General features: G+C 67.3%; 20 protein-coding genes. 13 read left to right on the top strand and 7 right to left on the bottom strand.

Going from position 1 to position 23,919, the window contains the following annotated elements; translation table 11 throughout:
* Positions 1-14: 14 nt before the first annotated feature.
* The 6 genes from CAL12_RS14475 to CAL12_RS14450 all read left to right on the top strand — a co-directional run bounded on the left by CAL12_RS14475 (position 15) and on the right by CAL12_RS14450 (position 5,289).
* Positions 15-722 (top strand): ABC transporter permease, encoded by a 708-nt coding sequence (locus CAL12_RS14475; RefSeq protein ID WP_086067885.1) that lies wholly within the window; start codon positions 15-17, stop codon positions 720-722.
* Positions 712-1,401: an ABC transporter permease subunit gene (locus CAL12_RS14470; RefSeq protein ID WP_086065084.1), complete on the top strand. Its 690-nt coding sequence runs from the start codon at positions 712-714 to the stop codon at positions 1,399-1,401. The genes CAL12_RS14475 and CAL12_RS14470 overlap by 11 nt, the downstream gene beginning before the upstream one ends.
* Positions 1,402-1,517: 116 nt before the next feature.
* A complete protein-coding gene (locus tag CAL12_RS14465; RefSeq protein WP_086067884.1) occupies positions 1,518-2,288 on the top strand; it encodes an amino acid ABC transporter ATP-binding protein in 771 nt (256 codons plus the stop codon).
* Between the two features lie 160 nt (positions 2,289-2,448).
* Positions 2,449-3,474, top strand: coding sequence for an ABC transporter substrate-binding protein (locus CAL12_RS14460; protein WP_086065083.1), 1,026 nt, complete (start codon positions 2,449-2,451; stop codon positions 3,472-3,474).
* A gap of 137 nt (positions 3,475-3,611) precedes the next feature.
* On the top strand, positions 3,612-4,466 hold the full coding sequence (locus CAL12_RS14455) for an ABC transporter permease (protein ID WP_086065082.1): 855 nt from the start codon (positions 3,612-3,614) through the stop codon (positions 4,464-4,466).
* A 1-nt stretch (position 4,467) separates the two neighbouring features.
* Entirely contained in the window at positions 4,468-5,289 is an 822-nt protein-coding gene (locus CAL12_RS14450) for an ABC transporter permease (protein ID WP_086065081.1), read from the top strand.
* Between the two features lie 72 nt (positions 5,290-5,361).
* On the opposite strand, the gene CAL12_RS14445 is transcribed toward CAL12_RS14450, so the two are convergent.
* The 5 genes from CAL12_RS14445 to CAL12_RS14425 are packed head-to-tail and all read right to left on the bottom strand — an operon-like array spanning position 5,362 to position 9,586.
* Positions 5,362-6,321 carry a 2-hydroxyacid dehydrogenase gene (locus CAL12_RS14445; protein WP_086065080.1) on the bottom strand — a complete coding sequence of 320 codons (960 nt, stop codon included), beginning with the start codon at positions 6,319-6,321 and terminating at the stop codon, positions 5,362-5,364.
* Positions 6,322-6,356: 35 nt separating this feature from the next.
* Positions 6,357-6,845: a type II 3-dehydroquinate dehydratase gene (locus tag CAL12_RS14440; protein WP_086065079.1), complete on the bottom strand. Its 489-nt coding sequence runs from the start codon at positions 6,843-6,845 to the stop codon at positions 6,357-6,359.
* Between the two features lie 17 nt (positions 6,846-6,862).
* Positions 6,863-7,480: a glutathione S-transferase gene (locus CAL12_RS14435; RefSeq protein ID WP_086067883.1), complete on the bottom strand. Its 618-nt coding sequence runs from the start codon at positions 7,478-7,480 to the stop codon at positions 6,863-6,865.
* Positions 7,481-7,515: 35 nt separating this feature from the next.
* Positions 7,516-8,532 (bottom strand): NAD(P)H-quinone oxidoreductase, encoded by a 1,017-nt coding sequence (locus CAL12_RS14430; RefSeq protein ID WP_232464512.1) that lies wholly within the window; start codon positions 8,530-8,532, stop codon positions 7,516-7,518.
* Entirely contained in the window at positions 8,519-9,586 is a 1,068-nt protein-coding gene (locus CAL12_RS14425; RefSeq protein WP_232464510.1) for an ABC transporter ATP-binding protein, read from the bottom strand. The genes CAL12_RS14430 and CAL12_RS14425 overlap by 14 nt, the downstream gene beginning before the upstream one ends.
* A gap of 275 nt (positions 9,587-9,861) precedes the next feature.
* On the opposite strand from CAL12_RS14425, the gene CAL12_RS14420 reads away from it, so the two are divergent.
* Entirely contained in the window at positions 9,862-11,112 is a 1,251-nt protein-coding gene (locus tag CAL12_RS14420) for a flavin-containing monooxygenase (RefSeq protein WP_086065077.1), read from the top strand.
* A gap of 94 nt (positions 11,113-11,206) precedes the next feature.
* Here CAL12_RS14420 and CAL12_RS14415 read toward each other — a convergent pair whose 3' ends face one another.
* Positions 11,207-12,199, bottom strand: a complete 993-nt coding sequence (locus CAL12_RS14415; protein WP_086065076.1) for a Bug family tripartite tricarboxylate transporter substrate binding protein — start codon at positions 12,197-12,199, stop codon at positions 11,207-11,209.
* Positions 12,200-12,395: 196 nt separating this feature from the next.
* Between CAL12_RS14415 and CAL12_RS14410 the strand changes: the two genes are divergently transcribed.
* Entirely contained in the window at positions 12,396-12,962 is a 567-nt protein-coding gene (locus CAL12_RS14410; RefSeq protein ID WP_086065075.1) for a type 1 glutamine amidotransferase domain-containing protein, read from the top strand.
* A gap of 85 nt (positions 12,963-13,047) precedes the next feature.
* Here the strand turns inward: CAL12_RS14410 and CAL12_RS14405 are convergent, their stop codons facing one another.
* A complete protein-coding gene (locus CAL12_RS14405) occupies positions 13,048-14,355 on the bottom strand; it encodes a DNA topoisomerase IB (protein WP_086065074.1) in 1,308 nt (435 codons plus the stop codon).
* Positions 14,356-14,607: 252 nt separating this feature from the next.
* Here CAL12_RS14405 and CAL12_RS14400 point away from each other — a divergent pair, with 252 nt between their 5' ends.
* The 5 genes from CAL12_RS14400 to CAL12_RS14380 all read left to right on the top strand — a co-directional run bounded on the left by CAL12_RS14400 (position 14,608) and on the right by CAL12_RS14380 (position 23,840).
* Positions 14,608-15,783, top strand: coding sequence for an efflux RND transporter periplasmic adaptor subunit (locus CAL12_RS14400; RefSeq protein ID WP_232464508.1), 1,176 nt, complete (start codon positions 14,608-14,610; stop codon positions 15,781-15,783).
* Positions 15,784-15,787: 4 nt separating this feature from the next.
* Positions 15,788-18,973 carry an efflux RND transporter permease subunit gene (locus tag CAL12_RS14395; protein WP_086065072.1) on the top strand — a complete coding sequence of 1,062 codons (3,186 nt, stop codon included), beginning with the start codon at positions 15,788-15,790 and terminating at the stop codon, positions 18,971-18,973.
* 11 nt (positions 18,974-18,984) lie between these two features.
* On the top strand, positions 18,985-20,514 hold the full coding sequence (locus CAL12_RS14390; RefSeq protein WP_086065071.1) for an efflux transporter outer membrane subunit: 1,530 nt from the start codon (positions 18,985-18,987) through the stop codon (positions 20,512-20,514).
* A gap of 61 nt (positions 20,515-20,575) precedes the next feature.
* Complete coding sequence (locus CAL12_RS14385) at positions 20,576-21,043, top strand: universal stress protein (protein WP_157792991.1); 468 nt, start codon at positions 20,576-20,578, stop codon at positions 21,041-21,043.
* Between the two features lie 37 nt (positions 21,044-21,080).
* The gene (locus CAL12_RS14380) at positions 21,081-23,840 is read left to right on the top strand and encodes a bifunctional acetate--CoA ligase family protein/GNAT family N-acetyltransferase (RefSeq protein ID WP_086065069.1); all 2,760 of its coding nucleotides are present in this window, start codon (positions 21,081-21,083) and stop codon (positions 23,838-23,840) included.
* Positions 23,841-23,919: the final 79 nt, after the last annotated feature.

The raw sequence follows: 23,919 nt of genomic DNA, 5'->3' as shown, positions 1-23,919 counted from the left end.
GGGGGATGTTCGCCATGCCTTCGATGGGCTTCGTGCAACAGCTGGCGATAGGCGCGATGATGACCGTGAAGGTTGCCGTCTGCGCCTATCTGCTGGCGCTGGCGATCGGCACGGCTTTCGCGCTGGCGACGCTGCGCCCGCGTCTGGTGACCAGGCTGGTGTGGCGCGTCTACGCGTCCATCTTCACGGGCGTGCCTTCGCTGCTGGTGGCCTTCCTGTTCTATTACGCCGGTCCCGAAATGGTGGCCGGCCTGCTGGGGCCGGTCGAAGTCACCCCGTTCATGGCGGCGGTCGCCGCCCTGGGCATGGTGTACGGAGCCTATCTGGCCGACCTGATACGCGCCGCGATCCAGAATGTTCCCCGCGGGCAATTCGAGGCCGCGCAGGTGCTGCTGGTGAAGCGTCCGGCCATCCTGCTGCATGTGATGCTGCCCCAGGTGTTGCGGCTGGCGCTGCCCGGCATGACCAATACCTGGATCGTCGTGTTGAAGGACACCGCCCTGGTCTCGCTGATCGGGCTCAAGGAGATCATGGCCTACGCCAAGCTGGCCTCCGGGGTCACCAAGGAGCCGTTCATCTACTTCATGCTCGCATCGCTGTTCTTCCTGGGCATGACCTGGCTGACCTACGTGGTCGCGGCGCGTATCGAGTCGAACACGGGACGTGGGGTGCGGGCCTTGCCCGCCGCCGCGCCGCGCAAGGGCAAGGCCGATGCACTTTGATTTCCACGTCGCCTGGGACAGCCTGCCCAAGCTGCTGGCCGGGACTGCCACGACCTTCATCGTGCTGCTGCCGGCCCTGGCGCTGGGCCTGCTGATCGCGCTGCCGGTCGCCCTGGCCAGGTTCAGGCCGGGGCCGCGCGCCGGTATCGCCGGCGCATATATTTCGTTCTTCCGCGGCGTCCCCAGCCTGGTACTGCTCTATCTGATCTATAGCGGCCTGCCGCAGTTTTCCATCGTGCGGGACACGTTTCTGTGGTCCCTGTTTTCCAACGCCTACGTTTGCGCGTGGTTGGGACTGGCGCTGACGCACTCCGGATTCATGGCCGAGATCATATGCGGGGGCCTGGCCGCGATACCCGCCGGTACGATCGAAGCGGCGGGGGTGCTGGGATTGACGCCCATGCAGATCCTGTTCCGCCTGAAACTTCCCATGGCCGCGCGCTTCGTGCTGAAGGCGTACCAGAATGAGCTGCTGATCATGGTGAAAAGCACATCCGCCGTCAGCGCGATCACGCTGGTCGACCTGACCGCCGCCGCCAATACCGTTTTCGACTACACCTACGATCCGTTCACGCCACTGGTGACCGCGGCGGCGATCTACTGGTGCATTACCAACGCCATGCGCTTGGGCTTCGCCGCGCTGGATCGGGCCCTGAACCGCCACCTGGCGCCTGCCTAGGCCGGCCGCGCTCGAATCGGCGGCACCTGGGCGGGTGCCGTCGAGCGCGATAGCAACACCTGGAGTGAACCGTGGACGCCACCAACTCGAATGTCTCGAATGCCACCGCCTCGAATATCGCCGCCTCCGGCCGCGGGCCGCGCGCCGGCGCCGGTTCGGCCCCGGCGATCTCGATTGCCGGCCTGAACAAGTACTACGGATCCTTCCATGCGCTGCGCAACGTCGACCTGCGCATCGACGTGGGTGAAATCGTCGTCCTGTGCGGTCCTTCCGGATCCGGGAAGTCGACGCTGGTGCGTTGCATCAATCACCTGGAGCAGCACGATTCCGGGGATATCCACGTCGGCGGCGTCAAGCTCACGCGGCGCGCCGAGGACGTGGAGAAGGTTCGGCGGCAGCTCGGCATGGTGTTCCAGAGCTTCAACCTCTTTCCGCACATGACCGTGCTGGCGAACTGCACGTTCGCGCTGCGGCTCGCGAAGAAGCTTCCCGCGAAGCGCGCCGAGAGCATCGCCATGGAATACCTGGGCAAGGTCAACATCGCCGAACAGGCGGCCAAGTTTCCGGCCCAGCTCTCCGGCGGACAGCAGCAGCGGGTCGCGATCGCGCGGGCCCTGTGCCTGGAACCCCGCATCATGCTGTTCGACGAACCGACCTCGGCGCTGGATCCGGAGTCGGTGCGGTCGGTCCTGAACATCATGGAAAGCCTCGCCGACACCGGCATCACCATGGTTTGCGTCACGCACGAATTGGGGTTTGCCCGCAGGGTGGCGGATCGTTGCGTGTTCATGGAAAGAGGCGAAATCATCGAGTCCGCACCTGCTGAACAGTTCTTCGGCGCCCCGGCCAGCCAGCGCCTGCAAGGCTTCCTGGACCAGGCCTTGTGACCGCCTGCGGAAGCGGACCGCCGCGTCGTCAGGAAAGTTGAGCCATCCCTATGGAAAAGGCGACTTGGTCCGGGCGGGCGCTCTGCCGCATCATGGCCGCAGCCTAGCGAACGACTTCCAACGCCAATCACTTCACCGGGCCTATTCCAAGGGGCATGCAATGATTCGAAAACTTTTGTCGGTCGGTATTCTTGCCAGCACGCTGGCGGGCAGCGCGGCGTGGGCCCAGGATGCCCTGGTCGTCAGCACCTGGGGCGGCAGCTTCCGCGATTTGATCGATGAGAACATCGGCAAGGAGTTCACCCGCCAGACCGGCGTGCCGGTCAAGTACATCACCGGCGGGACGATAGACCGCCTGAACAAGGCCAAGCTGGCGACCAAGCCGGAAAGCGACATCACTTTCACGACGTCGCATATCGGCTGGCTGTACGTCAACAGCAACCTGTACGAAAAGCTGGACACCAGCAAGCTGAAGAATTATTCGCACCTGGTGGACCGCGCCAAGATCAGTCCGTACCACATCGGCAGCTGGGCGTACGTCTACACCATTGGCTACCGTCCGGAGCTGGTGCCGTCGAACATCAAGTTCGACAGCTGGAACGACCTGTGGAATCCGGCGCTGAAGGGCAAGCTGTCGGCCCCCGATTTCGATCCCAGCCACATCATCACCGTCGCGGCCATGCTGTCCGGCGGCGACGCGGCGACCTGGCAGAAGGGCGAGGACAAGCTGAAGGCGCTCAAGCCCAACTTCAAGGCCTTCTATACCAATGACGCCAACAGCCAGCAGCTGATCGCCACGGGCGAGACGCCGGTGCAGGTGCTGCTGTCCATGAATGCCTATTACATGATCGGCCAAGGCGTGCCCATCAAGGTCGCGATGCCCAAGGAAGGCGCCGTGCTGGGCGTGGACACGATGGGCATCATGAAGGGCAGTACCAAGACGGACCTGGCCTACAAGTTCATCGATATCGCCCTGTCGCCGGAAGTGCAGGCCAAGATCGTGGCCGCCAAGAAGGCCAGCCCCGTGGTGGACAATGCCAAGGTGTCGGCCGAGGACGCCGCCTTGCCCGGGGTGTTCACCACCAAGGAGCAGTGGGACAAGCAGGCCATCGTGATCGATGACAGGCTGCGCGCCGAGAAGACCGCCGAATGGCGCAAGTGGTTCACCGAAAACATCATGAACTGAGCGCCGCCGGCGCCACACCCCGCGTCGCGACGGGCAGTCTGCCGCCGCGGCGCGGTCGTTTTTGAGCCGCGCGCGGGCGCCCATGCGGTCCGCGCGGCAGGCTTCGGGCAATACACGTAGACGGAAAAGATCGATACATGGACAAGCGTTCCGGGCTAAGGGGATGGCTGGTTTCCCCCGCGAGTGTCATCGCGCTGTGCATCGTGGCGGCGCTGATCACGGTGTTCCAGTTCAGTTTGCGCACCTTCATTCCGGGATCGATGGACGTGGGCGGCCTGACGCTGGCCAACTTCACCACGCTGAACAAGCCGATCTACCTGGACGCGTTCGCCAACACGCTGCTGCTGAGCGTGGAAACGACGATCTGCTCCCTGCTGGTGGCCTATCCCCTGGCGTACGCGCTGGTGCGGGTGCGCAACCGGGTGCTGAAGTCCTTCATCCTGATCGTGGCCATCACACCGCTGTTCCTGGGCGAGATCGTGCGCACGTACTCGTGGATCATCGTCCTGGGGAGCAATGGCTTCATCAATACGATGCTGCGCAAGGCCGGCCTGATCGATATGCCGCTGAACCTGATGTTCAGCCATCTGGGCGTGCTGGTGGCCCTGGTGCACGTGACGATCCCGGTGGTGGTGCTGATGCTGGCGACGGCGATCTCGCACATCGATCGGGACTATGCGAAGGCCGCGCAGAGCCTGGGCGCCGGGCCGGTGCGCACTTTCCTGACCGTGACGCTGCCCTTGTCGATGCCGGGCATCCTGGCCAGCGTGACGACGTCGTTCGCCTGGACGTTCAGCGCGTTCGCGACGCCGCAGATGATAGGCGGCGGCCGCGTGCCGACGGTCTCGACGCTGGTCTACCAGCTGGGCTTTTCGTCGATGAATTTCCCCCTGGCCGCCAGCCTGAGCGTGTCGGGCCTGGCGCTGACGGTGGTGTCGCTGATGCTGCTGGGGCGGATGACGCGGCGGTTCAGGGCCATACAGGTGCATTGACATGAAGAAACGCAATACCGTGCCGATGTGGATGCGCGTGGGCGCGCCGCTGCTGATCGTCCTTATCCTGGCCTTCATCCTGCTGCCGGTGGTGGTGGTGACGCTGGCGTCCTTCAACGACAAGGCGCTGCTGACGTTTCCCCCGCAGAACTGGTCCCTGCGCTGGTTCGAAAGGGCTTTCACCTACCCGGATTTCCGGGACGGCTTCCGGGCCAGCATGGTGGTGACGCTCTGGGCGTCGCTGCTGGCGCTGGTGATCGGGACGGCGCTGGCGATCGCCGTGAAGCGGCTGGAGTTTCCCGGGAAGAATGCCCTGCAGGCGGTGTTGCTGTCGCCGCTGGTGATCCCGCATTTCACCCTGGGACTGGGCCTGCTGATCCTGGTCGCGCAGCTGAACCTGGACCGCGGCTATGGCCTGGTGATCCTTTGCCACGTCATGCTGGTACTGCCTTTCGTGCTGCGCAGCGTGTACGTGTCCATGGAGAACCTGGATGCGCGCCTGGAGCAGAGCGCGGCCAGCCTGGGGGCGTCGCCGGTCCGGGTGCTGTTCACGATCACGGTGCCCCTGCTGGCGCCGGGCCTGTTCGGCGGCTGGCTGTTCGCCGCCATCATGTCGTTCAGCGAGTTCACCGCTTCCCTGTTCGTGACGACCCAGAGCACGCAGACCTTGCCGGTGTCCATGTACAACTATGTGCGGGAATTCGCCGATCCGACCCTGGCGGCGCTGTCGGTGGTGTACATCTTCGTGACCGCGGCGGTGCTGGCGGTGGCGAATGGCTTCCTGGGATTGGGGAAGGTGCTGAACATCGAGGAGCCGCGCTAACCGCGCTAACCGCGCTGAGCGGCGGCGCGGCGCCGGCGGGGACACCCATCGGCGGCCGCGCGAGGCCCAGGCCTAGTAGCCGCGCGCGGGATCGATGCGGTTGAGCGGATCCTGGCCGTTGGAGACGCGCACGATGTTCTCGGCGATCTGCATGGCCGCCGACGCGGGAATGGCGACGGACGCCAGGTGCGGGGTGATCAGCACGTTGTCCATCTTCCAGAGCGGGTCGTCCGCGGGCAAGGGTTCGCGTTCGAAGACGTCCAGCGTGGCGCCGGCCAGGTGGCCGCTTTGCAGCAATTCGGTCAGGGACGCTTGGTCGACCAGGGCGCCGCGCGCGACGTTGATCAGCGATGCGCCGCGGGGCAGCTTGCGCAGGCGCTCGCGGGTCAGCAGGCCGCGCGTTTCCGGCGTCAGCGGCAGCATGACGACCAGGATTTCAGCCTGGGACAGCACGTCGTCCAGGGTTTCCATGCCCGAGTAGCACTGGACGCCGTCGATCTGGCGCGGGCTGCGCGACCAGCCCAGCACGGTCAGGCCCTGGCGTTGCAGTTCGCGGGCGGCATACGCGCCCAGTTCGCCCAGTCCGAGGACGGCGACGCGGATTTCCTCCGGCGAGCGCGGGTGCCGGTAAGCCCATTCGGCGCGCCGCTGTGCCTGTTCGAACCAGGGGATGTCGCGAGCGTAGCGCAGGGTGGCGAACAGCACGTAGCCGGCCATCATGCGGCCCATGTTGGGGTCGGTGATACGGGTGATGGGGATGCCCGCGGGCAGGTCCCCGCGGCCGACCAGGGTATCGACGCCAGCGCCCAGGTTGACGATGAGGCGCAGGCTGGACATGCGGTCGAAGAAGCCTTCCGGCGGCTTCCAGGCCAGGGCGTAATGCACGTCGGCGGGATCGGTGACTTCGCTGGCATGCAGGACGCGCAGCCTGGGCAACCGGGCCCGCAGCGCGGACTTCCAGACGTCGAAGCTGTCGAACTCGCTGTAGAAAACCAGGGAGCCGGAGCATTCCCCATTGTTGATGGCAGTCATAGGACGGTGCTCGGTCTGGGTCCAGGCGGGTGGGTTCAGGCTTGCGCGGGGCGGCGGATCAGGCGCGCCATGGCCTCGATGGCCAGTTCATAGCCCTCGGCGCCCAGCCCGGCGATGACGCCATCTGCGGCCTTCGAAATATAGGAGTGGTGGCGGAAGGGCTCGCGCTTCCAGATATTGCTCATGTGGACTTCGATGATGCGGCCGGGAAAGGACAGCAGGGCATCGAGCAGGGGGATGGACGTGTAGGTCAGGCCCGCGGCATTGATGATGACGCCCTGGGCGTCGCCGCGCGCTTCCTGGATCCAGTCGATGAGCTGGCCTTCATGGTTGGACTGGACGAAATTCAGGGCGATGCCGAGTTCGGCGGCCTTGTTTTCGCAGCGCTGGCGCAGCATGGGGAAGCTTTCGGAGCCGTAGGTCTTGTTGGCGTCCAGGCCATAGAGATTGGCGTTGGGGCCGTTCAGGAACCACACCTTGGTGAGGTTGCCGGCGGAAGGAATGGCGGAGGCGGTCGCGTTCATGGTTGCGTTTCCGGTAGTCAGGCGTCGCGCGGCGTGGTGGCCTGCATGGCGGGCAGTTGCACGATGGCGTCGAACCAGCGCGCGGTTTGCGGATGGGCGGCGCGCCAGTCCAGCTCCGCGAAGCGAAAGTCCAGGTAGCCCAGCGCGCAGCCCAGGGTGATTTCACCGATGGTGGGCCGTTGCACGGCCAGGGACGGGGCCTGCGGTTCCAGTTCGTCCAGGCTCGCCTCGACCTTTTTCAACTGCGCCGCGCGCCAGTCGGACCATTGCCATTCGGGCGGCCGGGCGGTGGTTTCGTAGCGGGCCAGGAGGGCCGCGTCCAGCAGGCCGTCGCCCAACGCCTGCCAGGCCAGGGCACGCCAGCGTTGCGCGCCGGCCGGCGGGAACAGGTGATCGTTGCCGGCCAGGTCGGCGATGTATTCGCAGATGACGCGGCTGTCGTAGAGCGCGGTGCCGTCCGCCAGGATCAAGGTGGGGACCTTGGCCAGCGGATTGTGGGCCGCGATGCGGGCGTCGCGCCGTATGGGATGGGCGGCGCTGTCCAGCAGGGCGATGCGGTCGACGATCCCGCACAGGTGCGCGCAGGCCATGACCTTGCGCACGTAGGGCGAGGTGGGGGCGTAGAAAAGTTGCATGGGGCGTTGTTCCGGGGCAGCGGGCACGGCGGCCATCAGGGCACCAGCACGAGTTTGCCGAAGACCTCGCCGCTTTCCAGCAGTCGATGGGCATCGGCGGCCCGGGCCAAGGGCAGGCTGGCGTGCAGTTTGGGACGCACCCGGCCGTCTTCGACCAGGGGCAGGACGTGGCGCACGATCTCGATCGCCATGCGGGTTTTTTCGGCCGCCGTCTGCGGACGCAGGGTGGACGAGTGCAGGCTGAGCTGTTTCTGCATCAAGGTCAGCAATTCGACGTCCACCGACGATCCTTGCAGGAAGGACAGGCTGATATGGCGCCCGCCGAAGCCCAGCGCCTGCAGGTTGCGGCGGACGTAGTCGCCGCCGACCATGTCGAGCACGACGTCCACGCCGCGTCCCCGCGTGTGATCCTGGCAGGCGGCGACGAAATCGGTGTCACGGTAGCAGATGGCGTGGGCCGCGCCCAGTTCGCGCAGCGCCGGCAGGCGTTCGGCCCGGCCGGCGGTGGCGATGACGCGCGCGCCGGCGGCGTGGGCCATGCGTATGGCCAGCGTGCCGATGCCGCCGGCGGCGCCGTGCACCAGCACGGTTTCGCCCATGCGCAGCCGGCCCAGCTCGAACAGGTTGTGCCAGACGGTGAACAGGCCTTCCGGCAGCGCGCCGGCCGCGAGATCGTCCAGGTCGTCCGGCACGGGCAGCGAGTGGTCGACGCGGGCCACGCACCAGGGCGCGTAGCCGCCGCCCGGCAGCAGGCTCATCAGCCGCCGGCCTTGCAGCGTGGAAGGCACGCCGGGTCCGCACGCGGCGACTTCGCCGCAGGCTTCCAGGCCCAGGACATCGGTGACGCCTTCCGCCGGCCGGGACAGGCCCTGGCGCTGCATGATGTCGGGCCGGTTGACGCCGGCCGCGCGTACGCGCAGCAGGACTTCGCCGGGACCGGGGGCGGGCACGGGACGTTCGGCCAGGGCGAGTACGCCGGCGTCGCCCGGCTGGGTGGCGATGACGGCCTGCATGGTGCGGGGAATATCGGTCATGGGTTCAGGCGGAGGCATTGAAGACGCTGATTCCTTCATGGGGCAGCACCAGTCCCGCCACCGCGCCGACCGGCCACCGCTGCATGGCATCGAGTCCGGCGCTGCGCACCATGACGCGCTGGCGTCCGGCCACGGGGATATCGACGTCGATGTAGGAGTCGATGTGGTCGCCCTGGAAGACGTGATTGACGACGGTGCCGCTCAGCACCGAATTGCCGTGCAGGCTTTCCAGGGTGATCTGCTCGGGACGCACGTAGACGTCCAGGCGGCGCCCTTCGTGCGAGCCGCCGACCAGGCGTTCGCGCGGCACGCGGATCAGGCCGGCGCCCAGGCGCAGGTGGATGCCGTCGGAATCCGCGCCGTGGTAATGGGCGGGCAGGATATTGACGTCGCCCAGGAAGGATGCCACGAAGGGGTCCTGCGGATCGCGGTAGAGCTCGCCCGGGCTGGCGATCTGGCGGATGACGCCGGCCGACATGACGGCGATGCGGTCGGACATGCTCAGGGCTTCGCCCTGGTCGTGCGTGACGAATACGGTGGTCACGCCCAGCCGGCGCTGTATGTCGCGGATTTCAACCTGCATGGCGCCGCGCAGGCTTTTGTCCAGGGCCGAGAACGGTTCGTCCAGCAGCAGGACCTTGGGCCGGATCACCAGGGCGCGCGCCAGCGCGACGCGCTGCTGCTGGCCGCCGGACAGTTCGCGCGGCTTGCGTTCGCCCAGCCCGTCCAGCTTGACCAGGGCCATGACTTCCTTGACGCGCTCGGCGATTTCCTTGGACGGCACGCGCCGCATGCGCAAGCCGTAGCCGACGTTGCGCTCGACCGTCATATGCGGGAACAGGGCGTAGTTTTGGAAGACGATGCCGATCTCGCGCTGGTAGGGCGGCAGGTCGGTGACCAGTTGGCCGTCGATGAAGATCTCGCCGTTGTCGGCGTCGGCGAAGCCGGCGATCAGGTTCAGCAAGGTGGTCTTGCCGCAGCCGGATGGGCCGAGCAGGGTCAGGAATTCGCCGCGCCGGATCTTGATCGACACGTCGTGCAGCACAGTCTGTTCGCGGTATTTCTTTACCACTCCTTCCAGACTGACCGCGCAAGAGGGATCCGGAAGAGAGGGGCTGTTCTGCATGGCGGGGGCAATTTAGACACGATGGATGGGGAAAGAATACGGGAACCGCCGGACGGCGGCCCTTTGTGGATGCTGAGGCCGTTCATCGGAAAAAACGAAAGCGGGGCGCGCGCCCCTGCCATTTGCTTTTTCCTAAGTCCGGCGTCCGAAAATCGAAGTTATCAAGCCCGGGGATCTGGCTCACACTGCGTCCCATCCATGAGTGAGTGAAGGAACTCCAAATGTCAGTCGAAAAAACCAATACGCTGGTGATCGGCGCCGGTCAGGCCGGCATCGCGATGAGCGAGCACCTGGGCAGGATGGGTATTCCGCACATCGTGCTGGAACGCAAGCGTATCGCCGAGCGGTGGCGTTCCGAACGCTGGGACTCGCTGGTGGCCAATGGCCCGGCCTGGCACGACCGCTTCCCGGGCCTGAAGTTCGGCGACGTCGCGGCCGACGTCTTCCCGCCCAAGGAACGCATGGCGCAGTACTTCGAGGACTACGCCCGGATGATAGAGGCGCCGGTCCGCACCGGCGTGGAGGTGCTGAAGGTCACGCGCAACGAGAAGCGGCCCGGTTTCACCGTGACGACTTCCGCCGGCGTGATCGACGCCCGCCACGTGGTGGCGGCGACGGGCGCCTTCCAGATTCCCAGCTATCCCAGGATCGTGCCGGACAGCGCCGGCATCCAGCAGCTGCATTCGTCGGCCTACAAGAATCCCGGCCAACTCGCCGAAGGGGCCGTGCTGGTGGTGGGCGCGGGCGCGTCCGGCTCGCAGATCGCCGAGGAATTGCGCCAGGCCGGCCGCACCGTCTACCTGTCGGTGGGCGAGCACTACCGGCCGCCGCGCTCGTATCGCCAGCGCGATTACTGCTGGTGGCTGGGCGCCCTGGGCATGTGGGACGAGGTCAAGAAGAAGCCCAAGCGCGAGCACGTGGCCTTCGCCGTCAGCGGCTACGAAGGCGGCAAGACGGTGGACTTCCGCCGCCTGGCGCACGCCGGCATCACCCTGGTGGGCATCACCAAGGGCTACGAGAACGGCACTCTGACCTTCGAGGAAGGCCTGGCGGCCAACGTCGCGCAAGGCGACGCGGACTATTTCGAGGTGCTGCGCGAGGCCGACGCCTATATCGAGCAGAACGGCCTGGACTTGCCGCCGGAGCCGGAAGCCTGGAAGCTGCTGGATGACCCGGAATGCCTGACCCACCCCATCCTGGCGCTGAACCTGGCGCAAGCGGGCATCCGGAGCATCGTCTGGGCGACGGGGTTCAAGATGGACTACTCGTGGATGGAGATCGACACCTTCGACGAGAAGGGCTACCCCATCCACAAGCGCGGCATTTCCATGGAAAAAGGCATCTACTTCCTGGGGCTGCCCAACCAGACGAACCGGTCGTCGTCATTCATCTGGGGCGTCTGGCATGACGCCAAGTACATCGCGGACCACATCGGTATCCATATGGATTACCTGGCCTACGACAAGACCTGAGCAGGAAGTCCAGGGCCGTGGGTGAAAGCGGGCAGGCGGGAAGGCCGGCCCGCGGCCGGCTGCCATGCGGTGCCGGCCGCGACCGCGGCGCCCCTTATTGCGGCGCGATCTTGGCTTCCTTGATCACCTGCGCCCATTTGGCGGTTTCGGATTTGATGAAGGCCGCGAATTCTTCCGGCGTGCCGCCCGCCGCCTGGCTGCCGGTATCGACGATGGACTTGGCGACCTCCGGATCCTTCAGCACCGCGTTCAGCTCCTGGTTCAGGCGGTCGATGATGGGCCGCGGCGTACCCGCCGGCGCCACGATGCCTTGCCAGTTGTAGGATTCATAGCCCGGTAGCCCGGCTTCCGCCATGGTCGGCACGTCCGGCAGCACCGCCAGGCGCTTGGCCGCGGTGACCGCGATGGGGCGCACTTTGTTGCCCTGGATGGCGGGCAGGGCGGCGTAGCCCATTTCGAACATCATGGTGATGTGCCCGCCCATCAGGTCCGTGGACGCCAGGTTGCCGCCCTTGTAGGGCACATGGGTGATCTCGATGTGCGCCTGTTCGGCGAACATCTCGCCGGACAGATGGTGGGCGCCGCCGACGCCGGAAGAGCCGAAGGTCAGCTTGCCCGGCTCGGCCTTGGCCAGCGCGATCAGCTCCTGCAGGTTCCTGGCCTTGACGGTGTTGTTGACGCTGAGCACCAGCGGGCTGTTTTCGATCAGGATGACGGGCGCCAGATCCTTGACGGGATCGTAGGGGATGCTCTGCATCAAGGTGGGATTGACCGACAGCGGCGCCAGGTTGCCGGCGCCTATGGTGTAGCCGTCGGGATTGGCCCGCGCGATGAAGGCCGTGCCCACCACGCCGCCGGCGCCTGCCCGGTTTTCCACGATCACCGTCTGCTTGAGCCGCGGTTCCAGCTTGGCGGCGATGAGCCGCATGCGCGTATCCGCGAAGCCGCCGGGGGCATAGGGAATGACGATGGTGACGGGCTTGCTGGGATAGTCGCCGCCGGCTTGCGCCATGGCCGGCACGCCCGGGATGAGCAGCGTCGCCACGAGTCCCGCTGACGCGAGGACGCGCGTTGCATATGTCTTCATGGGATATCTCCGTTTTGATTGTCGATGCATCGGGCGGTCTTGATCGTCGGCCCGTACGATCGCGATTGTGCCTGGATTATGGAGACGGCGCTTCAGCCAGCCGTCAGCTGCGGCCGCCGGCACCGGGTTTGCTGGAGACGACGCATCGCCGGCCACGCCGGCGTGGCTCGTAACCCTTACCTCGATGGAGTATGCAATGGCTGAGGAACTGAAAGACGTATCCGTGGCGATCCTGGCGGTCGACGGCTTCGAACAGGCCGAACTGATCGAACCCTGCAAGGCGATCGCGGCCGCGGGCGGCCGGGCGGTGATCGTGTCCAACACGCTGGAGCCCATCCAGGGCTTCAAGCACACCGACAAGGGCGACACCGTGAAAGTGGACCTGACCTTCGTCGACGTCGACGCCGAACCGGACAAGTTCGACGCCGTCATGTTGCCTGGCGGCGTGGTCAATGCCGACGAGATCCGCCGCCATCCGAAGGCGCAGGATTTCGTGCGGCGCATGGATGCCGCGGGCAAGCCGGTGGGCGTGATCTGCCACGGGCCCTGGCTGCTGATATCCGCCGGATTGGCGAAAGGCCGCACGCTGACCAGTTGGCCGTCCCTGCAGGATGACCTGCGCAATGCGGGCGCGACCTGGGTGGACAAGGAAGTGATGGTCGACCGGAACTGGGTCAGCAGCCGCAAGCCGGACGACCTGCCGGCGTTCAACCGTGAATTCGTCGCCCTGGTGGCGAAGTCCGCCCACGCCCAAACGGCGTAATGAGACGGCGCGCGCATGCCGCGTGTAGGCAGCGTGAAGGCCGCGTTAAGACCACGTGACGGCCGTGTGATCAGACCGCGTGATCTCAGGCGCCGGCCAGCGCTGTCCCGGTGCCGGCCACGCGGGCGCCGCGCGCGGTCCCCCGGCCGCCCGCGGGACCGCGCTTCCTGGCGGGCTTGACGGTCGCGTCCGCCGGCACGCGACCCTTCTCCCGCAACTGCTTTTCCTTCCGGGGCGTATTGGCCGGCCGTTCGTCCAGGGGCATCTCGGGCTTTTCCGCCACGCCGGCCACGCGTTCGGCCTGCGACGGCGGGGCGGACAGGAAGTGCAGGAGGCGCCTTTCATCGGCGTTCAAGCCGCGCGGGATGGACGGCGCGGCGCCGTAGCGCGGCATGTCGCCGGCCAGATAGGCTTCCAGGATGCGCGGATGGATGTAGCACTGCCGGCAGACGGTAGGCGTGTTGCCCAGGCGCTTGGCGACCGCCTTGACCACCTCCACCACATTGCGCTTGGCCTCGGTCTGGGTTTTCCACGACCGTTTGCTGAGCTCGGCGAGCGCCAGCACGGACCCTGCCCAGGTGCGGTAGTGCTTGGCGGTGAAATCGGCCTGGCCCGCTTCGCGCAGGTAGTCGTTGACGCAGCCGGAATCCACCGTGCGCACCTTGCCGTCCGCTTCCCGATAGGTGAACAGTTCGTGCCCGGTGATTTCCATGCAGCGTTTCACCACCGCGGCGATGCGGCGGTCGTGCACCGTCACGTCGTGCTCGACGCCGCTCTTGCCCTTGAAGCGGAAGCGGATGCGGCTGCCGGCGATGGTGGTATGCCGGCGGCGCAGCGTGGTGAGGCCATAGGAGCCGTTGGTGCGGGCGTAGGTGGATGAGCCGATGCGTATGAAGGTGGTTTCCAGCAACCGCACCACGACCGACACCACCTTGTCGTGCGTCAGGCCGGACGTGCGCAGGTCGCGTTCGACCTTGCGGCGGATGCGGGGCAGGGCGGCGGCGAAGGCGGTCAACTGCTCGTATTTGTTGGCGTCGCGCACCGCGTGCCAGGATGGGTGGTAGCGGTACTGCTTGCGCCCGCGGGCGTCGCGGCCGGTGGCCTGGATGTGGCCGTCGGGATCCGGGCATATCCAGACATCCGTGTACGCCGGCGGGATCACCAGCGCGTTGATGCGCGCGATGACGCCGGCGTCCCGGATGCGCTTGCCCTTGGGATCGAAGTATTCATAAACGTCGCCCGAGATGCGGCGTGTGATGCCGGGTCCGCGATCGTCGACGTAGACCAGGCCGGCGACTTCGCAGCAGGGGCTGGCGGCGGGCGGGGCGGCGTCGTGGTCTCGGGCGGCGCTCGTGGCCGGTGGAGGGGCTGCGGTCTTCTGTGCGGTCGGCATGATGGATTCCAGCTAGGCAAGCCGCCTGCGCAAAGGCCGTGCCCGCCAGTCAGGCGGGTGTTGCATTTCTCCATCGCACCGCACAAAAAGTCGGGTCCGTCGCAGGGGATATGGATGTCAGGCGACATCTGTCAGGTACTATAGATTTCAATTGACATCTATACAGGTCGTTGACCCTATCGATGTCCTCACATCAATCATGGCGGCCGGCCTGCTGGAACCCGGTTTCGCCGGCCTATCAAGGACTTCGCGGTGAAAACGCTCTATGTAGGTACCCTGGCCGCCGCGGCGGCCGTCGCTGTGGTCACGGGCGCGAGCTATCTGTGGTCTGGCACCCCGGCCGTGGCGGCGGCGCCGGCCGCCTTGCCCGAAGTGACCGTGGCGACGCCCCTGGTCCGGCAACTGGATAGCCGCATGGGCGCGCTGGGCCAGTTCTCGGCGGTGAACCAGCTGGAATTGCGGCCACAGGTCGGCGGCACGTTGACGGGCATTTTCTTCCGCGATGGCGACGTGGTCCAGAAGGGCGCCTTGTTGTTCACCATCGATCCCAAGCCCTATGAGATCCGCCTGGCGCGCGCCAAGGCGCAGCTCGATACCGCGCGGGCACGGCTGGCGCTGGCCGACAGCGAGCTGCGGCGCGCCGTCGCGCTGGAGCAGGGTGCCGCCGGCACGGTCCAGAACTCGGAACAGCGTCGCGCCGACCGCCAGGTCGCGCAGGCCGCCATCGCCGCCGCCAATGCGGAAGTCGACGACGCACAGTTCGACCTGGACCGTTGCCGCATCACCGCGCCCTTTACCGGCCGCATCGGCAATCACCTGGTCTCGGTCGGCAACCTGGTCGCGGGCAGCCGCGCCGCCAGCAGCCCGACGACCTTGCTGGCCACGCTGGTCTCGCTCGATCCCATCTATCTGAACTTCGACTTGAGCGAGGCGGACTACCAGAGCCTGTCGCGCTATCGCGCCGACCATCCGGGCCAGGCATCCGACGCCATCGAGCTGGCGCTGGGCGGCGACAAGGCGTATTCCCGGATCGGCAAATTCGACTTCATCAACAATGTGCTGGACCGCGCCAGCGGGACGATACATGCGCGGGCCACGGTGCCCAACGCCAGCCTGCGCCTGACGCCGGGCGAGTTCGCCCGGGTGCGCGTGGTGGTGGACCAGCCCACGACGGCGCTCCTGGTGCCCGATGCCTCCGTGCTGCCGGACCAGTCCCGCCACATCGTGCTGGTCGTCGCCAAGGATGGCACCGTCACGCCCAAGGGCGTGCAGGTGGGCGATATCAGGAGCGGCCTGCGGGTCATCAGAAGCGGGCTGGCGCCCGACGACCAGGTGATCGTCGGCGGCTTGCCGTACGCCACGCCGGGCGCCAAGGTCGCCACCAGGACGGCGGCGATCGAGCCCACCGCGGACCGCAGCGAGGATTGACGCCATGCGCATCGCACACTTCTTCATCGACCGGCCGCGGTTCGCCACCGTCGTCAGCTGCTTCCTGACCTTGCTGGGCCTGGGCGCGATGTTCGTCCTGCCCGTCGCGCAATACCCGGAAATCGTGCCGCCCACCGTCCAGGTGAGCACCTCCTATCCCGGCGCTTCCGCCGAGACCATCGCGCGCACCGTGGCCACGCCGCTGGAACAGCAGATCAACGGCGTGGAGGACATGCTCTACATGAGCAGCCAGTCGACCGGCGACGGCAAGCTGACCATCACGGTGACCTTTCGCATCGGTACCGACCTGAACGTCGCGCAGAACCTGACGCAGAACCGCGTGCAGAACGCCCTGCAGCGCTTGCCGGAGGACGTGCAGCGCCTGGGCGTGCAGGTGCGCAAGGCCACGCCCAGCATCCTGATGGCGGTGCACGTGTTTTCGCCGGACGACAGCCGCGACACGCTGTACCTGTCGAACTACGCCACGCTGCATATCAAGGACGTGCTGGCGCGCATCCCCGGCGTCGGCGATGCCCAGTTCGTGGGCGGCCGCGAATATGCCATGCGGATATGGATAGATCCGGACAAGGCCGCCGCCAAACAGCTGAACGCCAGCGAAATCCTGGCCGCGCTGCGCCAGCAGAACCTGCAGGTGTCGGCGGGCGTGCTGAACCAGCCGCCGACGCCGCGGCCCGAGGCCTATCAGCTGAATGTGGAAGTCCTGGGCCGGTTGGCCACGCCCGAGGAGTTCGCCGACATCGTCATCAAGTCGGACAGCCAGGGTCGCGTCACGCGCGTGCGCGACATCGGCCGGGTGGAGGTCGGCGCCGCGGACTATGGGTCGACCGCGTTCATGGACCGCAGCGACGCGGCGGCGATGTTGATCTACGCCCAGCCGGGCGCCAATTCGCTCGACGTCGAGCACCGCGTGCTGGCCGCCATGCAGGACCTGAAGAAGGATTTCCCGCAAGGCGTGGACTACAAGATCATTTATGACCCGACCATCTTCATCGGCAAATCGGTGGACGAAGTGGTGCAGACCATCCTGGAAGCCATCGTGCTCGTGGTGGCCGTGGTGTTCCTGTTCCTGCAGAACTGGCGGGCCACCATCGTGCCGGTGGTGGCCATTCCGATTTCGCTGCTCGGGTCCTTCATCGTCCTGTATGCCTGCGGCATTTCCTTGAACAATCTTTCCCTGTTCGGGCTGGTGCTGGCGGTCGGCATCGTGGTCGACGACGCCATCGTGGTGGTGGAGAACGTCGAGCGCAACATCCACGCCGGCATGTCGCCCTACCAGGCGGCGCATCGCACCATGGACGAGGTCGGCGGCGCCCTGGTATCGATCGCGCTGACGCTGTGCGCGGTGTTCGTGCCGGCGGCCTTCCTGGGTGGCATTTCGGGGCTGTTCTTCCGGCAGTTCGCCATTACGATCGCCGCGTCCACGATCATTTCCTGCGTGGTGTCGCTGACCCTGAGCCCCGCGCTGTGCGCGGTCCTGTTCAAGCCGCACGATGCCGCGCGCCGTTCGCGCAACCCCGTGCGGCGCATGCTGGACGCCGGGTTCGGCAAGTTCAACCGCGGCTTCGACCGCCTGTCGATGGGCTACGGCAACCTGACCCGCCGGCTGGCGCGGGTACTGGGGCTGGTGCTGGTGGTCTACATCGGCCTGATCGCCCTGACGGGCGTGCAGTTCGCCCGCACCCCGACCGGCTTCATCCCCGAGCAGGACCAGGGCTACCTGATCACCATCGTGCAGTTGCCGCCGGGCGCTTCCCTGGACCGTACGGAAAAGGTCGTGCGGCAGGTCATCGACATCGCGCTCGCCACGCCTGGCATCGAGCATGCGGCGCCATTCGTCGGCCTGGACGCGACCACCAACACGGTGGCCTCGAACTCGGGCACGGTGTTCACCGGCCTGCCTTCGCTGTACAGCCACGACATCAAGGGCGTCAACGCCAATACCGTGCTGGCCGACCTGCGCAAGCGGCTGTCGGTGATCAAGGATGCCTATGTGCTGACCATCCCGCCGCCGCCGGTGCAGGGGCTGGGCAATTCGGGCGGCTTCAAGATGATGATCGAGGACCGCGCCGGCCTGGGGCCGCAGGCCCTGGTCGAGGCGTCCAGGAAACTGGTGGCGGCGGCCAACCAGGATCCGGCGCTGTCGCGCGTGTTCACGCTGTACAACGCGGGTTCGCCTTCGATCTTCGCCAACGTCGATCGCGTCAAGACCGAGAAGGTCGGCCTGCGGCCCACGGACGTGTTCTCCACGCTGCAGGTCTACCTGGGTTCGCAGTATGTGAACGACTTCAATTACCTGGGGCGCACCTATCAGGTCATCGCGCAGGCCGATGGGGACTTCCGGCGCAATGCGCAGGACATCACCCGTCTGAAGGTGCGCAACGATGCCGGCGATATGGTCCCGCTCGGCACCGTCGCGTCCATCGAGGATCGCACGATTCCCTATCGGGTGCCGCGCTTCAACCTGTACCCCGCGGCGGAAGTGCAGGGCACCGCCGCCCCTGGGGTGGCGTCCGGCGTCGCGCTGCGCCGCATGGAGCAACTGGCCCGGGAAGTCCTGCCGCGCGGCATGGATTTCGAGTGGACGGAGCTGGCCTTCCAGCAGCAGCAGACGGGCACGTCCACCGTGCTGGTCTTTGCCGCGGCCGCGCTGTTCTGCTTCCTGGTGCTGGTGGCGCAGTACGAAAGCTGGCGCCTGCCGCTGGCGATCATCCTGATCGTGCCGATGTGCATCCTGGCATCGGTCACCGGCTTGTCGCTGCGCGGCATGCCCATCGACATCCTGGCGCAGATCGGCTTCGTGGTGCTGATCGGCCTAGCGGCGAAGAACGCGATCCTGATCGTCGAATTCGCCCGCCAGTACCAGGACGAGGAGGGCGCGTCGGCGGTGGAAGCCGCCGTGCATGCGTCGCGCACCCGGCTGCGTCCCATCCTGATGACGTCGCTGGCCTTCATCCTGGGCGTCGCGCCCTTGACGCTGGCGATCGGCGCGGGCGCCGAAATGCGGCAATCGCTGGGCACGGCCGTGTTCTTCGGCATGTTGGGCGTGACCGTGTTCGGGCTGCTGTTCACGCCGGCGTTCTACATCTTCATCCGCAAGTTCGGCCGCCGGAAAGCGGCCGCGCCGGAAGACAGCTTCACGCCCGCCAGCCAACAAACCGTCGAACGATAAACGGATAGACCATGGATGACTTCGCGCCGATGACCCATCAAACACACGCGCCGCGCGGGACGCGGCATGCCGGCCTGGCGGCCACGGCCCTGGCGGCCGCGCTGGCCCTGGCTGGCTGCGCCGTGGGCCCCGATTATGCCCGGCCCGACACGGCGCTGGCGCCGTTCCACACCCAGCTCCAGGTAGCGCAGCGCGACCAGCATGCCAGCCCGCCGCCGCTGGATCGCTGGTGGGAAGGTTTCGACGATCCGCAACTGGTCGGGATCGTGCAGCGGGCCCTGGCCCAGAACCTGGAACTGGCGGCCGCCCTGGCGCGCGTCGACCAGGCTCGCGCCAGTGCCCAGGCCGCCGGCGCGGCGCTGCTGCCCACGCTGGACGCCAACGCGTCGGCCACCGCCTTGCGCCAGAGCCTGCAAAGCCCGTTGGGGACGCTGGCCAGGGGGCTGCCCGGCTACGACCGCAACCAGCGCGAATATACGGCCGGCGCGGCCGCTACCTGGGAGATCGACCTGGCCGGCGGGCTGCGCCGCAACGCGGCCGCCGCCCGCGCCGAGGCGCAGGCCGCCGAAGCCGGCCAGATCGGCACTCGCGTCACGGTGGCGGCCGACGCCGCGGATGCCTACGTGCAGATCCGCGGCTACCAGTCCCGCATCGCCGTGGCGCTGGACCAGATCGATACCGATAGCCGTCTGCTCGACCTGGTGAAACTGCGCCGCCAACTGGGCGCGGCCGACGATCGCGAGGTGGCGCAGGCCGAGGCGCTGCTGCGCCAGGCGCGGTCCACCGTGCCGCTGCTGCGCATCGGGCTGGAGGCGCAATCGAACCGGCTGGACGTGTTGCTGGGCGTGCAGCCGGGCACCTACGCGCGGATCCTGGAGCAGAAGTCGGATATCCCGGCCGTCCCGGCGATGGCCGACGCCGGCAGCCCCGTGGACGTGCTGCGCCGGCGCCCGGACGTCATCGCGGCCGAACGCCTGCTGGCGGCGTCCAACGAGCGCATCGGCGTGGCGATTTCCGATTACTACCCCAAGGTGTCGCTGTCGGGCGTGCTGGGCTTCGACAGCATCACCACCAATGGCATGTTCCGCAACCGCTCTTTCCAGCCGCTGGGCACGGCGGGCTTGCGCTGGCGCATCTTCGACTTCGGCAAGGTGGACGCCGAGGTGCGCCAGGCCAAGGGCGGCTATGCGGAAGCCTTGGCGGTGTACCGGCAGACCGTGCTGCGCGCGGCCGAAGACGTCGAGAACGCCGCCACGCTGCTGAATCAGTCGCAGGTGCGGCGCCAGGAGCTGGCGGCCGAAGTCGACGCCCTGACACGCGCCAGGGAATTGTCCGAAAAGGCATACAAAGCCGGCGCCATCACCCTGACCGACGTGCTGGATGCCGACCGGCAATTGCTGGTGGCGCGCGATAACCTGGATGGCGTGCGCGCCGAATCGGCGCGCGCGGCGGTCGGCGTGTTCCGGGCGCTGGGCGGCGGCTGGGACGCCGCGCCGGCCGGGGCGACGGACGCGGTGGCCAGCAACGATCGGCCTCGTTGACGCATATCAATGGGGGCGGCGCCGGGTGCCGATAAAGTGGGTCTTCCCCAAGGAGGACATCATGTATCGACACATTCTGGTTGCCGTCGACGGCAGCGTCACTTCCGAACGCGCGCTGGATCATGCGATTTCGCTGGCGCGCGCCGAGGACGCGCGCATCCTGGCCGTCTACATCGTGGAGTATCCCAGTTCCATGTATTCGTCGGCCTTCATCGACGTCGAGCCTTTTCACGACGCCATGGTCGAAGAAGCGCAGTCCGTGCTCGACGTGGCCCAGAACAAGTTCCGCGACGCCGGTGTGAAGGGCGCGGTCAAGATGGTCGACGCGGGCGTGCTCAGCGGCACGATCGCCGAACAGCTGGCGGACACGGCCGTGGAAGCCGGCGCCGACCTGGTGGTCATGGGGACGCACGGCCGCCGCGGTTTCCAGCGGCTGATGCTGGGCAGCGTCGCCGAAAGCTTCGTGCGGCTGTCGGCGTGTCCCGTGATGCTGGTGCCGCACAAAGAAGCCAAGCCGGCCGCGGCCTGACCGGGAATGCCCGCCGGTATTCCCAGGGGGAGCGGCCATGTCCATCAGAAATCTACATGCATTGTTCCGGCCGGGGTCGGTCGCGGTCATAGGCGCGTCCGAGCAGCCCTATACGGTCGGCGCGCACGTGCTGTCCAACCTGCTCGCGGCGGGCTACGGCGGCGCCATCCACACGGTGAATCCCAAGTACTGCGTGGTGCGGGGATTGCCTTGCCATCCCGACGTGGCCAGCCTGCCGCAGGCGCCGGACCTGGCGGTCATCTGCACGCCCGCGGCGACGGTCCCGGCGCTGATCGAGCAATTGGGCGCCAAGGGCACCAAGGCGGCGGTGGTCCTGAGCGCCGGCCTGTCGGCCGCGGCGCCGGGCGGCGGCACGCTGCGCGACGCCATGCTGCGCGCGGCGCGTCCCTACCTGCTGCGCATACTCGGGCCGAACTGCCTGGGCCTGCTGGTGCCGGGGCTGGGCCTGAACGCGAGCTTCGCCCCCGCCATGGCGCTGCGCGGCCACCTGGCCTTCGTCTCGCAGTCCGGCGCGCTGGCCACCGCGGTGCTGGATTGGTCGAACAGCTGCAACATCGGCTTTTCGCATTTCATCACCCTGGGCGACAGCGCCGACGTGGACCTGGGCGACGTACTGGACTACCTGGCCGATAGCGCCGACGCCAATGCCATCCTGCTGTACGTCGAATCGGTGACCGTCGCCCGCAAGTTCATGTCGGCGGCGCGGCGTGCCGCGCGCAACAAGCCGGTGGTGATCGTCAAGTCGGGCAGGGTGGCCGAAGGCGCGCGCGCCGCCGCCACGCATACCGGCGCCCTGGCGGGGTCGGACATCGTCTACGACGCCGCGATCCGCCGCGCCGGCATGCTGCGCGTGGATACCACCGATGCCTTGTTCGACGCCGTCGAAACCCTGGCCCGCGCGCGTCCGCTGCGCGGCGACCGCCTGGCGATCCTGACCAACGGCGGCGGCGCGGGCGTCATGGCGACCGACGCGCTGGTGCGTGGCGGCGGTACCCTGGCGACGCTGGACCCGGCGACGATAGAAGCGCTGAACGCGGTGCTGCCCGGCACCTGGTCGCATGGCAATCCGGTCGATATCGTCGGCGACGCACCGGTCAACCGCTATGTCGATGCCATCGAAATCCTGCTGCGGGACCGCGGCAGCGACGCCGTGCTCTTCATCCATGCGCCGACCGCCATCGTCCCCAGCGAGGATATCGCGGTGGCGATGCAGCCGCATATCGTCGGGTCGTCGCGCAACGTCTTTTCCAGCTGGCTGGGCGGCGATGCGATATTGCATGCGCGCAAGCGCTTTCGGCGGGCCGGTATCTCCACGTACGACACGCCCGAACAGGCGGTCGGCGCTTTCCTGGACGCGGTCGAATACCGCCGCAACCAGCGGCTGCTGATGGAAACGCCGTCGACGGATGCCGGCCCGCCCGCCGGCGACACCGCGAAGGCGCGCGCCGTCGTGGCCGGCGTACTGTCGGCGGGCCGCGCCATGCTGACCGATGACGAGGCCAAGGCGGTGCTGTCCGCCTACGGCATCCCGGTGGTGCGCAGCGAGATCGCCGGCGACGCCGGGCAGGCCGCCACCCGCGCGGCCGCGCTGGGATATCCCGTCGCATTGAAGATCCTGTCCTCGGCGATCTCGCACAAATCCGATGTCGGCGGCGTCGCGCTGGACCTGGAAAGCGACGAGCAGGTGCGCGAGGCGGCCGATGCCATGCTGCGCCGGGTCGCGCAGCTGCGGCCCGACGCGCCCGTCCAGGGCTTCATCGTGCAGAAGATGCTGCGCCGTCCGCAGGCGCACGAATTGATCGTCGGCGCTTCCGTGGATCCCGTGTTCGGTCCCATCGTGCTCTTCGGCCAGGGCGGCACCGCCGTGGAGGTGGTCGCCGATCGTTCGGTGGGCCTGGTGCCGCTGAACGAGCCGCTGGCGCGCGACATGGTGTCCCGCACCCGGGTGTCGGCGCTGCTGGCGGGTTATCGCGATCGTCCAGCCATCGATCATGCGGCGCTGTACCGCGTGCTGATCCAGGTATCGCGCCTGATGTGCGACATTCCGCAGATCGTCAGCCTGGACATCAACCCGCTGCTGGCGGACGCGGCGGGCGTCATCGCCGTCGATGCCCGCGTGAGCGTGGCGCAGTACGCCGGCCTGGCTTCCGACAGGCTGTCCATCCTGCCTTATCCCGTCGAACTGGAAGAGCGCATGCAATGGGGCGACGGCACGATCCTGATCCGGCCGGCCCGTCCGGAAGACGAGGCGCTGTACACCCGCTTCCTGGCGGCCCTGACGCCCGACGATCTGCGCCGGCGCTTCTTCGGCTTGATCGGCCAGTTGCAACAGCGAGATCTCGCACGGATGGCGCAGCTCGATTACGACCGGGAAATGGCTTTCCTGGCCGTGCGCAAGGATGCCGCCGGGGCGGACCAGATCATCGGGGAGGCGCGCGCGGTCGCCGATCCGGACAAGGCGTCGGCCGAGTTCGCGCTGATGGTTCGATCCGATTGCAAGAACCGCGGCCTGGGAACCTTGCTGCTGGCCCGCCTGGTGCGCTACTGCACCGGGCAAGGCATAGGGGTGTTGGGTGGGATCGTCATGGCCGACAACGATGCCATGCTGGAAGTCGCCCGGCGCTGCGGCTTCAGCGCCGAGCCGCACGGCATGGGGTCGGAAGTGCGCGTGCTGCTGGCGCTGAACGGCGATGAAGACCGGGCCGCGCCGGCCGCGCCGCTGGCCACGAACCCCACGAACCCCACGACCGCCGCGCGCACCGCGCATATCGGCTGAACAGGTGCCGATGAAATCATATGGGTCGAGGTCGGGCGCGCGCTCGCTTAAAATCGCCGCCAGGCCCCGCATAGCGGCC

Origin of the sequence: Bordetella genomosp. 8 (genome assembly GCF_002119685.1) — a bacterium.
GTDB lineage: Bacteria > Pseudomonadota > Gammaproteobacteria > Burkholderiales > Burkholderiaceae_B > Bordetella_C.
Note: the sequence above shows the minus strand (reverse complement) of the source record. Positions and strands in the feature narration are given on the sequence as shown.

Coding starts and splice junctions, on each gene's coding strand:
- CAL12_RS14475 (WP_086067885.1), top strand. CDS start 15: ATGCCTTCGATGGGCTTCGTGCAACAGCTGGCGATAGGCGCGATGATG.
- CAL12_RS14470 (WP_086065084.1), top strand. CDS start 712: ATGCACTTTGATTTCCACGTCGCCTGGGACAGCCTGCCCAAGCTGCTG.
- CAL12_RS14460 (WP_086065083.1), top strand. CDS start 2,449: ATGATTCGAAAACTTTTGTCGGTCGGTATTCTTGCCAGCACGCTGGCG.
- CAL12_RS14455 (WP_086065082.1), top strand. CDS start 3,612: ATGGACAAGCGTTCCGGGCTAAGGGGATGGCTGGTTTCCCCCGCGAGT.
- CAL12_RS14450 (WP_086065081.1), top strand. CDS start 4,468: ATGAAGAAACGCAATACCGTGCCGATGTGGATGCGCGTGGGCGCGCCG.
- CAL12_RS14445 (WP_086065080.1), bottom strand. CDS start 6,321: ATGACTGCCATCAACAATGGGGAATGCTCCGGCTCCCTGGTTTTCTAC.
- CAL12_RS14440 (WP_086065079.1), bottom strand. CDS start 6,845: ATGAACGCGACCGCCTCCGCCATTCCTTCCGCCGGCAACCTCACCAAG.
- CAL12_RS14435 (WP_086067883.1), bottom strand. CDS start 7,480: ATGCAACTTTTCTACGCCCCCACCTCGCCCTACGTGCGCAAGGTCATG.
- CAL12_RS14430 (WP_232464512.1), bottom strand. CDS start 8,532: ATGCCTCCGCCTGAACCCATGACCGATATTCCCCGCACCATGCAGGCC.
- CAL12_RS14420 (WP_086065077.1), top strand. CDS start 9,862: ATGTCAGTCGAAAAAACCAATACGCTGGTGATCGGCGCCGGTCAGGCC.
- CAL12_RS14415 (WP_086065076.1), bottom strand. CDS start 12,199: ATGAAGACATATGCAACGCGCGTCCTCGCGTCAGCGGGACTCGTGGCG.
- CAL12_RS14410 (WP_086065075.1), top strand. CDS start 12,396: ATGGCTGAGGAACTGAAAGACGTATCCGTGGCGATCCTGGCGGTCGAC.
- CAL12_RS14405 (WP_086065074.1), bottom strand. CDS start 14,355: ATGCCGACCGCACAGAAGACCGCAGCCCCTCCACCGGCCACGAGCGCC.
- CAL12_RS14395 (WP_086065072.1), top strand. CDS start 15,788: ATGCGCATCGCACACTTCTTCATCGACCGGCCGCGGTTCGCCACCGTC.
- CAL12_RS14390 (WP_086065071.1), top strand. CDS start 18,985: ATGGATGACTTCGCGCCGATGACCCATCAAACACACGCGCCGCGCGGG.
- CAL12_RS14385 (WP_157792991.1), top strand. CDS start 20,576: ATGTATCGACACATTCTGGTTGCCGTCGACGGCAGCGTCACTTCCGAA.
- CAL12_RS14380 (WP_086065069.1), top strand. CDS start 21,081: ATGTCCATCAGAAATCTACATGCATTGTTCCGGCCGGGGTCGGTCGCG.